Origin of the sequence: Psychromonas hadalis ATCC BAA-638 (genome assembly GCF_000420245.1) — a bacterium.
In the GTDB taxonomy this organism is placed as follows: domain Bacteria; phylum Pseudomonadota; class Gammaproteobacteria; order Enterobacterales; family Psychromonadaceae; genus Psychromonas; species Psychromonas hadalis.
Genome location: NZ_ATUO01000127.1, coordinates 1 through 10,251, shown reverse-complemented (window position 1 = coordinate 10,251; position 10,251 = coordinate 1). Strand labels below are relative to the sequence as shown.

13 protein-coding genes and 1 pseudogene are annotated in these 10,251 nt (G+C 39.5%); 9 read left to right on the top strand and 5 right to left on the bottom strand.

The window, feature by feature from the left end:
* Nucleotides 1-252: pseudogene (locus tag G322_RS0114190) on the top strand (IS1595 family transposase); the annotation flags it as partial.
* A 401-nt stretch (nt 253-653) separates the two neighbouring features.
* Here the strand turns inward: G322_RS0114190 and xthA are convergent.
* From xthA to suhB, 3 genes are all read right to left on the bottom strand, one after another.
* Nucleotides 654-1,460 (bottom strand): exodeoxyribonuclease III, encoded by an 807-nt coding sequence (gene xthA, locus G322_RS0114185; protein ID WP_022942405.1) that lies wholly within the window; start codon nt 1,458-1,460, stop codon nt 654-656.
* A gap of 65 nt (nt 1,461-1,525) precedes the next feature.
* On the bottom strand, nt 1,526-1,762 hold the full coding sequence (locus G322_RS0114180) for a TIGR02647 family protein (RefSeq protein WP_022942404.1): 237 nt from the start codon (nt 1,760-1,762) through the stop codon (nt 1,526-1,528).
* 183 nt (nt 1,763-1,945) lie between these two features.
* Nucleotides 1,946-2,734, bottom strand: a complete 789-nt coding sequence (gene suhB, locus G322_RS0114175; protein ID WP_022942403.1) for an inositol-1-monophosphatase — start codon at nt 2,732-2,734, stop codon at nt 1,946-1,948.
* 173 nt (nt 2,735-2,907) lie between these two features.
* On the opposite strand from suhB, the gene trmJ reads away from it, so the two are divergent.
* From trmJ to fdx, 8 genes are all read left to right on the top strand, one after another.
* Complete coding sequence (gene trmJ, locus G322_RS0114170; RefSeq protein WP_022942402.1) at nt 2,908-3,654, top strand: tRNA (cytosine(32)/uridine(32)-2'-O)-methyltransferase TrmJ; 747 nt, start codon at nt 2,908-2,910, stop codon at nt 3,652-3,654.
* Between the two features lie 113 nt (nt 3,655-3,767).
* Nucleotides 3,768-4,247: a Fe-S cluster assembly transcriptional regulator IscR gene (gene iscR / locus G322_RS0114165; RefSeq protein WP_022942401.1), complete on the top strand. Its 480-nt coding sequence runs from the start codon at nt 3,768-3,770 to the stop codon at nt 4,245-4,247.
* Nucleotides 4,248-4,263: 16 nt separating this feature from the next.
* Nucleotides 4,264-5,478, top strand: coding sequence for an IscS subfamily cysteine desulfurase (locus G322_RS0114160; protein ID WP_022942400.1), 1,215 nt, complete (start codon nt 4,264-4,266; stop codon nt 5,476-5,478).
* A 356-nt stretch (nt 5,479-5,834) separates the two neighbouring features.
* The gene (gene iscU / locus G322_RS0114155) at nt 5,835-6,215 is read left to right on the top strand and encodes a Fe-S cluster assembly scaffold IscU (RefSeq protein ID WP_022942399.1); all 381 of its coding nucleotides are present in this window, start codon (nt 5,835-5,837) and stop codon (nt 6,213-6,215) included.
* A gap of 24 nt (nt 6,216-6,239) precedes the next feature.
* The gene (gene iscA / locus G322_RS0114150) at nt 6,240-6,563 is read left to right on the top strand and encodes an iron-sulfur cluster assembly protein IscA (RefSeq protein ID WP_022942398.1); all 324 of its coding nucleotides are present in this window, start codon (nt 6,240-6,242) and stop codon (nt 6,561-6,563) included.
* 59 nt (nt 6,564-6,622) lie between these two features.
* A complete protein-coding gene (gene hscB / locus G322_RS0114145) occupies nt 6,623-7,132 on the top strand; it encodes a co-chaperone HscB (RefSeq protein ID WP_022942397.1) in 510 nt (169 codons plus the stop codon).
* 16 nt (nt 7,133-7,148) lie between these two features.
* A complete protein-coding gene (hscA, locus tag G322_RS0114140) occupies nt 7,149-9,005 on the top strand; it encodes a Fe-S protein assembly chaperone HscA (RefSeq protein ID WP_022942396.1) in 1,857 nt (618 codons plus the stop codon).
* Nucleotides 9,006-9,126: 121 nt separating this feature from the next.
* Nucleotides 9,127-9,465, top strand: coding sequence for an ISC system 2Fe-2S type ferredoxin (fdx, locus tag G322_RS0114135; protein ID WP_022942395.1), 339 nt, complete (start codon nt 9,127-9,129; stop codon nt 9,463-9,465).
* A 152-nt stretch (nt 9,466-9,617) separates the two neighbouring features.
* Here the strand turns inward: fdx and G322_RS22395 are convergent, their stop codons facing one another.
* Complete coding sequence (locus tag G322_RS22395; RefSeq protein ID WP_028866647.1) at nt 9,618-9,878, bottom strand: hypothetical protein; 261 nt, start codon at nt 9,876-9,878, stop codon at nt 9,618-9,620.
* 5 nt (nt 9,879-9,883) lie between these two features.
* Entirely contained in the window at nt 9,884-10,192 is a 309-nt protein-coding gene (locus G322_RS22390; protein WP_084683752.1) for a transposase, read from the bottom strand.
* Nucleotides 10,193-10,251: the final 59 nt, after the last annotated feature.

Sequence of the window (10,251 nt, the reverse complement as noted above, 5' to 3'; positions counted from 1 at the left end):
TCATGGTCATATGTGACGATAGCCAAGCAAACAAATTGTGACCATAAGCGACTAATAAACGGTAAAGTGAGAGTAATAGATAAGGTTTACCACATCCAGACCGTGAACGGTGCAATAGCGCATTTTAAGGGTTGGGTTAACGGAAAAATGAAAGGCGTAGCAACAAAGTATTTATCGAATTATCTTGCTTGGTTTAGGGAAAGCAACGCGAAGCTCAATAAACAAGAAATATTAGTCGCTGCCTATGGGTGACAACAGTGTTCTACAACAGAGCCAATAAGTTATACCTACTGATAAGTATAGACAACAATACTCTGGAACAGAGCCTAAAAATAGATTGATCTTTTGTCACTCATATTGAAAAAGGCAGTAAAGCACTGGTGATATTATCTGGCATGTTACAAATTTTCCAAGATTTAGATATGCGTGTCGTTGTCGAGGGGGTAAACGCAGGAGCAGGTAGATATATTAATTGGTTTGAATGCTGATATTGCACAAGGTTTTTTCTACTTTAAACCAATCACTGTTGCAGAGATCTTAGAAAAAGCGTTATAGAAAACACTTTTTTAAACCTTGAACCACAAAAGCACGAAGAAAAAGGAATGTTAACTTTTGCACTTTCTTCGTGTTCTCTGTGTAACTTAGCATGCTTATTAAGCAAACTCAGTCCATATAGGCGCATGATCAGAGGGTTTTTCAATACCACGTAACTCATAATCAATGCCTGCATCAATGGTATTATCAGCCAATTTTTGTGTTGCTAATACCACATCAATACGTAAGCCACGATTATCATCAAAACCACGAGAGCGATAATCAAACCAGCTATACTGATCATCTACTTCTGGGTTTAAAAGGCGGAAGGTATCGGTGAAACCAAAATCCATCAGTGTTTTTAGCCATTCACGTTCTTCGGGTAAAAAGCTACATTTTTTCGTTTGCAACCAGCGTTTAGCATTGACTTCACCAATACCAATATCGATGTCTGCGGGTGAGATGTTTATATCTCCCATCACGATCACATTGTCATCACTGGTATGATGTGTCGTTAAATAGGTATTCAAATCTAAATAGAACTGGCGTTTGTAAGGATATTTAATCTCGTGAGTTTGGCTTTCGCCTTGTGGGAAGTAACCATTTAAAATAGTAGTTTTTTCACCATTACCATCTTCCATTGTCACCATAATCATACGCTTTTGGTGATCTTCATTATCGGTTGGAAAACCATATTGTACTGAAACAGGTTCTTTTTTGCATAACATCGCTACGCCATAATGTGCTTTTTGACCATGAAAATAGACGTGATAACCCATCGCTTCAACTGCTTCTAAGGGAAACATGTCATTGTGTACTTTTATCTCTTGCAGACCAATCACATCGGGTTGATGTTTGTCGATAATTGCTTGGAGTTGATGCAGGCGAGCGCGAAGCCCATTAATATTAAAGGAGATAACTTTCATAAAAAAGCCCTAGTTATAAAATAAGTAGGGCGGAATGTAACGTGCTAAGTTTAAGAACTCAAGAATTAACTTAGTGTTGCTAATACACGATGTAGATTATCAACAGTTTCTATACCGCTATCAGTCAAATAACCACCATCATCTTGTGAAATAAGGCCTTTATCAAAAAGTGCTTTGGCTGCTTTAATGACAGCTTCGCTTGCTTCGTTATGAATTTTAATACCTTCTAACTGAGATTGTGTTGGGAATTTAGCCAGTAATTTCATCTCTTCAAACAGGGTGTCAGAATAATTTTTAGTCATGATTTCTCACTTATTTTAGTAGGGAAAGTTTTATCATAAGTGCTTCTGTGGTTATTGCAAATTAATAGTTGTGTAAGTTGGGTTAGATCAAAAAAGCCCTCAAGAAACGATAACTTGAGGGCTTAAAGCTGTCTATTATGCTCTCATCCGTGAGGCATTATAGATAACGTATCATTTTTCCGATTAAATATGGTGTTTACGGATAACCGTTAACATCTCTTTTAAAAGCTTAGGGTTTGCTGCTACGACGTTGCCCGATTTCATGTAATCGTTGCCACCATTAAAGTCAGTCATCATTGCGCCTGATTCTTTAAGCAGTAATTCGCCTGCTGCGATATCCCAAGGTTTTAAACCAAACTCCCAGAAACCATCCATACGGCCTGCTGCAACATAAGCTAAGTCTAGTGCAGGACTGCCACTACGACGCATATCAGCAACATCCATGAAGAACTCATTAAAGATCTCAAGGTAAATTTTTGTATGGTGTTTTTGTTTGAATGGGAAGCCTGTAGCAAGCAACGTGCCTGTCAGTTTGTTTGCACTGTTAGTACGTGTGCGGTAACCATTGATTTGTGAGCTTTGACCTTTTACTGCAGAGAAAAGTTCGTTACGTATAGGATCGAATACGATGCCAACTTCAGTGCGTCCTTTAATTTTAAGCGCAATTGAAACAGCGAAGTGTGGGATGCCGTGTAAAAAGTTGGTTGTTCCGTCGAGCGGATCAATAATCCATTGGTGATCTTTATCTTTACCTTCAATAATGCCACCTTCTTCACAAATGAAGCTGTGGTCAGGGTAAGATTTTAGTAATGTACCAACAATTGCAAGCTCAGCTTCTTTATCAACACTACTTACATAGTCGTTTAACGATTTCTCTTCAACTTCAACTGATTCTAAGTTTTCGTAGCCTTTAACGATTACTTTACCTGCGTTACGGGCAGCACGAATTGCAATATTTAACATTGGATGCATTGGGGATCACCATTAGATTGTAAAAGAACATGAAGGGAGATTCCTTCGACGCAAAATTATACACAGATCACAAAGTTGTGCAAATTTTTCTGTGGTGAACTTGTTTTTTTTGAGCCCTATTTCTGCTAAACTGCGCCCCTATTTTTGTCAATTAGTTAGTTTAAGGAACATTCATGTTAGATAATGTACGTATCATTCTTATCGGCACATCTCACCCCGGTAACATTGGCAGTGCTGCGCGCGCAATGAAAACAATGGGATTATCTAACCTTGTCCTCGTTGATCCTGAATGTGAAGTTGATGGTAAATCAGTTGCGCTTTCTGCTGGTGCGAGTGATGTACTCAAAAATCATCAACGTTTTGATACCTTAGAGGAAGCAATTGCAGATTGTGGTCTAGTGATCGGTGCAAGCGCACGTCCACGCACGTTAGATTGGCCAATGCTTGATCCACGCGAAATGGGTGTAAAAGCAGTTATTGAAGGGCAGAAACATCCCATCGCATTAGTGTTTGGTCGTGAAAATAGTGGGTTGAGCAATGACGAGCTACAAAAGTGTCATTTTCATGTATTTATTCCTGCTAATCCAGACTATAGTTCGCTGAATTTAGCGATGGCAGTACAAACATTAAGCTATGAAGTTCGCATGTCATTTTTAGCCTCTACAGCGTACCCCGAGCAAGTTGAAGAGTATCCGCTTTCACAAGAACTAGAAGGGATGTTTAAACATCTTGAAGAAACGCTGATTGATACGCGTTTCATTGTGCCTGCTCACCCGGGTTTAGTGATGACCAAACTGCGCCGTTTTTTCAATCGCGCTCGTCCTGAAGTGGCTGAACTACGTATGTGGCGTGGGGTATTTAGTAGTATTCAAAAATCATTAATATCAGCACGTAAAGAATCGAATCTAAATAAAAAATAAAACCGACTAAACTTTGTGGTTTTTTAGTTGACTAATTTAGTCAGGTATTTATACTTCAGTTATAAGTTAATAAATAAGTGATCTAGATCACTTTAGACTATAAGAGAAGTGTTATGAAACTAACCTCAAAAGGCCGTTATGCGGTGACTGCAATGTTAGACGTTGCCATTAAAGAGCATATGGGACCTGTTCCTCTTGCTGATATTTCTGAACGTCAAGGGATCTCTCTCTCCTATTTAGAGCAGCTATTTTCTAAACTGCGTAAGAAAGAGCTAGTGAGCAGTGTGCGAGGACCCGGTGGCGGTTATAAATTAGGTAAAACCCGTGCAGAGATCTCGGTTGCGATGATCATTGATGCCGTGAATGAATCTGTTGATGTGCGTAAATGTACCGGTGAAAGTGGCTGTAATGAGAATGGCGTGCAGTGTTTAACGCACTCGTTATGGGAGCAACTCAGTAATCGCATTAGCACCTTTTTAGATGGCATCAGCCTTGAAGAGTTGATGATTTCTGATCACGTGCAAACTATTTCTGAAATTCAAAATAATAAATATAAACAAACTGCACAACTGAATGTAAAAATCAGTCGATAAAGCAGTGGAGAGTACAATGAAATTACCGATTTACCTTGATTATTCAGCAACAACACCCGTTGACCCGCGTGTTGCCGCAATTATGATGAAATATTTAACCATGGATGGCGAGTTTGGTAACCCAGCTTCGCGTTCACATCGTTTTGGTTGGCAAGCTGAAGAGGCGATTGATGTTGCCCGTGAACAGGTTGCTGAATTGATTAATGCAGATCCACGTGAAATCGTTTTTACCTCAGGCGCAACAGAATCAGATAACCTTGCAATTAAAGGTGCTGCGCATTTCTATGGTAAAAGAGGTAAACACATTATTACCGCTAAAACTGAGCATAAAGCGGTTTTAGATACTTGTCGTCAATTAGAGCGTGAAGGTTACGAGGTGACTTACCTTGAGCCGGGCAGTGATGGCATTGTTACGCCACAGCAGTTACAAGAAGCACTACGTGACGATACAGTTTTAGTAAGTTTGATGCATGTGAACAATGAAATTGGCATCATCCAAGATATCGCCGCTTTTGGCGAAATATGTCGTGCTAATAAAGTAATTTTGCATGTTGATGCTGCACAAAGTGCGGGCAAAATTGAGATTGATGTACAAACAATGAAAGTGGATTTAATCTCTTTTTCTGCGCATAAAATTTATGGCCCTAAAGGGATTGGTGCTTTGTATGTTTCTCGTAAGCCACGTGTACGTCTAGAAGCACAGATGCACGGTGGGGGTCATGAGCGTGGTATGCGCAGTGGCACATTAGCAACACACCAAATTGTGGCAATGGGTGAAGCATTCCGTATCGCGAAAGTAGAGATGGTTGAAGAAAGTAAACGTCTGCTTAAATTACGTACGCGTTTGTTAGACGGCGTGAGTGATATGGAAGAAGTTTACGTTAATGGCTCAATGGAGAGTCGTGTTGCGGGCAACATCAATATTAGCTTTAACTACGTTGAAGGTGAATCATTGGTTATGGCGCTTAAAGACTTAGCGGTTTCATCAGGCAGTGCTTGTACATCAGCAAGCTTAGAGCCATCGTATGTATTACGTGCCATTGGACGTGACGATGAACTGGCACATAGTTCAATAAGATTTAGTATTGGTCGCTTTACTACAGAGGAAGAGATCGATTACGCAATAAAAATTATCCGTGAAAATATTGGTAAATTGCGTGATATGTCACCACTTTGGGATATGTACAAAGAAGGCATCGATATCAAAAGTATTGAGTGGTCTCACCACTAAATTGTTGATGCTTCGCTCTTTTGCTTAACTACGGCGTTGTCGGTACTCACAAACTCTTCGGGAAAGAATTTGAACATCCGAAGGATGGCTCGTAGAGAGGAGTACAGGATGTACGGAATACTTGGTAAACCAAGCTCCGTGCCTCCGCCTTGTATTTAAACAAAATAGCTTTACCTAAACGAATTTGATTTTTAAAAAATTTAATAAAAATAAAGGTAAATGCTCAGGGCTAAGCCATTTATGCCTAGTTCAATGCGAAAAAGCGCAGTTTAGTGGTTTAAATGAGCATTTTTCAACGCGGAAATTGGCTTAAATGGCAATGACCTGAGTAGTTACAAATTTGAAGGATATATATTATGGCTTACAGCGAAAAAGTAATCGATCATTACGAAAATCCACGTAACGTGGGTTCATTTGATAAAAATGATAAAAGTATTGCAACGGGTATGGTGGGGGCACCTGCGTGTGGTGATGTGATGAAACTGCAATTGAAAATTGACGCTAATGGCGTGATTGAAGATGCAAAATTCAAAACATACGGTTGTGGTAGTGCTATTGCTTCTAGCTCATTAGTGACTGAATGGGTGAAAGGGAAAACATTAGAGGAAGCTGCTGCGATTACTAATACACAGATCACAGCTGAACTTGCTTTGCCACCGGTAAAAATTCATTGCTCTATTCTTGCAGAAGATGCAATTAAAGCCGCAATTGAAGATTACAAAAGTAAAAACGCTTAACGCGCATCGTTCAAGGAGTCTATTTTGGCTATCACAATGACAAAGCCAGCGGCAAAACATGTCGCTAATTTTCTTACTAATCGCGGCAAAGGCATTGGTTTACGTTTAGGTGTAAAAACATCAGGTTGTTCAGGCATGGCTTATGTGCTTGAATTTGTTGATTCGCTTAATGAAGATGATGAAGTGTTTGAAGATAAAGGTGTTAAAATTATTGTTGATAAAAAAAGCCTTGTTTACCTTGATGGCACCGAACTTGATTTTGTTAAAGAGGGATTAAACGAAGGTTTTGAGTTTAATAACCCTAACACTGATGGTGAGTGTGGCTGTGGTGAAAGTTTCAGCGTTTAAGTAAACTAATGGAGGTAAGTGCTTACCTCCTCTTTTTTATCCTGACATAGGATCTCACTTTGAACTACTTCCAACTTTTCTCGTTACCTCAGCAATTCTCTGTTGATCAAACCGTGCTTTCTACTACCTATCGTGAATTACAAAAGCAGTATCACCCCGATAAATTTGTTATGTCTGCGGACAGTGAACGTCTTGCGATGATGCAAAAAAGTACTGAAATCAATGATGCTTATCAAACGCTGAAAAAAAGTTGCTTACGTGCACAGTACCTGCTTTTCTTAGCGGGGGTTGATATCGCACTAGAGCAACGCACTTTGCAAGATGTTGATTTTTTAATGCAACAGATGAGTTGGCGTGAACAAATTGAAGCATTCAGCGAAGATGATGAAGACGAAATTGAAACGTTTAGCGCGAATATACAACAACAAGTGAATGATTTAGAATTCACTATTGAAAAACAGTTACAAGCAGAAACCCTAGAGGCAGCCGCTGACAGTGTGCGTAAGTTAAAATTTATGCTTAAACTACAAATAGAATTAGATCAGTTAGAAGAAAAACTGTTCGACTAAAGTAAGGTACTTCTTCATGGCATTACTCCAAATTGCAGAGCCGGGTTTATCGGCTGCTCCTCATCAACATAAATTGGCAGTGGGTATCGATTTAGGTACTACAAACTCATTGGTTGCCAGTGTACGTAGCGGTGAAGCGACCACGTTAGTAGACGATAATGGTCAAGATATGTTGCCCTCTGTTATTCACTACGGTGAAAATGATCAAATATCAACCGGTGTGACAGCGCAACAACAACTATTATCCGATCCGCTGAATACCCTTGTTTCCGTGAAACGATTAATGGGGAAATCATTAGCAGATGTTGACCAAACTCATCTTGCTTATCAATTTAGTGCGCATGAAAGTGGTCTTGCACAAATCGTCACACGCAGTGGTGTGATTAATGCAGTACAAGCCTCTAGCGAAATATTAAAAACACTCAATCAACGTGCAGTTGATACCTTAAAAGGTGAGCTTGACGGGGTGGTTATTACCGTGCCGGCTTATTTTGATGATGCGCAACGTCAAGGAACAAAAGATGCAGCGCGTTTAGCGAGTTTACATGTTTTACGTCTCTTAAATGAGCCAACGGCAGCCGCCATCGCGTATGGTTTAGATTCAGGCCAAGAGGGTGTTATTGCCGTTTATGATTTAGGAGGTGGCACCTTTGATATCTCTGTTTTACGCTTGCATAAAGGGGTCTTTGAAGTTTTAGCAACCGGTGGTGATTCGGCCCTTGGTGGTGACGATTTTGATCTTGAAATTGTAAAATGGATCAAAAGTGAAGCTGCAATTGGCACTGATATTAGCCCCCAACTACAGCAAGAGTTATTACAAAAATCACGTTTTGCGAAACAGCAATTGAGTGAGTGTGATGAAGCTGAAATTAGCTTTTCGAGTATTGATCTCACACTGACATTAACCAAAAAAGACTTTGAAAGACTGATTGAAAAGCTAGTTAAAAAAACACTACGTGCGTGTAAACGTGCGGTGAAAGATGCACAAATCAGTCTTGATGAGATTGTTGACGTGGTGATGGTAGGTGGATCGACCCGCGTGCCTTTAGTACGCTCAAAAGTAGCTGATTATTTCCAGCGAGAAATATTAACCTCAATTGATCCCGATAAAGTTGTAGCGATTGGTGCCGCTATTCAAGCTGATATTTTGGTGGGTAATAAACCTGATTCTGAACTGTTATTGCTGGATGTTTTGCCATTGTCGCTTGGTTTAGAAACCATGGGCGAGTTGGTTGAAAAGGTTATTCCGCGCAATACCACGATTCCTGTGGCACGCGCGCAAGAGTTTACTACGTTTAAAGATGGTCAAACTGCAATGCTGATCCATGTTTTGCAAGGTGAGCGTGAACAGGTAAAAGATTGTCGTTCACTCGCTAAGTTTGTATTAACTAATATTCCGCCAATGGCTGCGGGTGCTGCTCATATTCGTGTCACATTTCAAGTGGATGCCGATGGTTTATTAAGCGTTAGCGCAATGGAAAAATCATCAGGCGTACAAGCCAATATCGAAGTAAAACCCTCTTATGGTTTAAGTGATGCACAGGTGATGGAGATGCTCAGCGCCTCACAAACCTTTGCACAGCAAGATATCGACGCACGTATGCTCATTGAGCAACAAGTGGAAGTAAAACGTGTGATTGAAAATATTGAAGGCGCATTAGCCAAAGATGGTCATCAACTGCTTGATGATGGTGAGTTTGACGTTATCACTGAAAATATTCAAGTGCTTGCCAAAATTGGTGAAGGTAGTAATGTGAATGCCATTAAAGAAGCGTTAAAAGCGATTGATAAACTAACCGATCATTACGCATCATTGCGTATGGATGCCTCGATTAAAAAAGCCTTAACAGGCCAGTCGGTTGAGTCAATATAGCGTGTTTAGTTTTATTGAGGGCAGGACTTTAGCCCTGCTTTGATATTGTAAAAAAATAAAGCACAGATTAAAGCCCAGTCTACTAAGTAGATAAAATATGATAATAATATAGGTAACTTAAATGCCAAAAGTAATATTCTTACCCCACGAAGAGTTATGCCCAGAAGGGCTCATAATTGAAGCAAAAGCAGGAGATACGGTGTTAGATCTTGCGCTTGCAAACCATATTCACATAGAACATGCCTGTGAAAAGTCCTGTGCTTGCACCACCTGTCATATTATTGTACGTGAAGGATTTGATTCTTTAGAGGAAAGTGATGAACTTGAAGATGACATGCTTGATAAAGCATGGGGGCTTGAGCCTGAATCTCGCCTTGGCTGTCAAGCATGTGTCGCGGATGAAGATCTGGTTGTTGAGATTCCTAAATATACGGTTAATATTGTTTCAGAAAATCATTAATTAATAAGTGCTAATTTGCTCGTTATTTGGGCATGTTAGCATTGTACTGTAGGGCACTTGGTTTCTCTAAGCGCTTTGCTGTATTTTTTGTGTTGTTTATTAGGCACGGTCATCGCAACTTGCTTGACCGCTAAAATGGCCTTTAATCCTAGTTATTTTCTATATGTTGCAACACTGTTTAAGCAAATATCAACTCCATTTTCAAGTAGTTGTTGATGCACCTTTTTTGCGCCATAAATCGGTGTCTTTTCAAAGACTTTGGATATCTCCATCTTAATATCGCGCTTTTTATTATTCACTTTTGCAGTGTAATAAAAAGTACTACGATTTAAATTCAACAAGCCACACTGTTGCGAGGCTGAAAGGTTTTCTAGCTTAGGCTCAATTAATTGTTTTTTATCAGATAAGCCCAAGCTTTTTAGCTTTTTTCAAGGCACTCCTTCTCAACGGTCATTTTACCTACAATTTTTGTAAGCATTTCATTTTCTTCTTGAACTGCGATAAGCTCTTGCTTGTATTTTTTAACCGCTTTAACCGCTTTAACCGCTTTAGCAGGCTCCATTGCAATCACTGCATTATCCAAGAATATCTTTTTCCAATTCTGAAGATTTTTAGGTGTGATGTTATTTTTACTGGCAATTTCAGCTATTTTTTTTTCATTTTCCAATAACTCAAGCACAAGCCGACTTTTAAATTCAGCTGAATATGTTGTTCTTTTTTTGCTCATTACAATTCTCCTATTTGGGTTGATATTATCTCAAATAGGAATAAGGATATTAATTTTAT

Coding starts and splice junctions, on each gene's coding strand:
- xthA (WP_022942405.1), bottom strand. CDS start 1,460: ATGAAAGTTATCTCCTTTAATATTAATGGGCTTCGCGCTCGCCTGCAT.
- G322_RS0114180 (WP_022942404.1), bottom strand. CDS start 1,762: ATGACTAAAAATTATTCTGACACCCTGTTTGAAGAGATGAAATTACTG.
- suhB (WP_022942403.1), bottom strand. CDS start 2,734: ATGCATCCAATGTTAAATATTGCAATTCGTGCTGCCCGTAACGCAGGT.
- trmJ (WP_022942402.1), top strand. CDS start 2,908: ATGTTAGATAATGTACGTATCATTCTTATCGGCACATCTCACCCCGGT.
- iscR (WP_022942401.1), top strand. CDS start 3,768: ATGAAACTAACCTCAAAAGGCCGTTATGCGGTGACTGCAATGTTAGAC.
- G322_RS0114160 (WP_022942400.1), top strand. CDS start 4,264: ATGAAATTACCGATTTACCTTGATTATTCAGCAACAACACCCGTTGAC.
- iscU (WP_022942399.1), top strand. CDS start 5,835: ATGGCTTACAGCGAAAAAGTAATCGATCATTACGAAAATCCACGTAAC.
- hscA (WP_022942396.1), top strand. CDS start 7,149: ATGGCATTACTCCAAATTGCAGAGCCGGGTTTATCGGCTGCTCCTCAT.
- fdx (WP_022942395.1), top strand. CDS start 9,127: ATGCCAAAAGTAATATTCTTACCCCACGAAGAGTTATGCCCAGAAGGG.
- G322_RS22390 (WP_084683752.1), bottom strand. CDS start 10,192: ATGAGCAAAAAAAGAACAACATATTCAGCTGAATTTAAAAGTCGGCTT.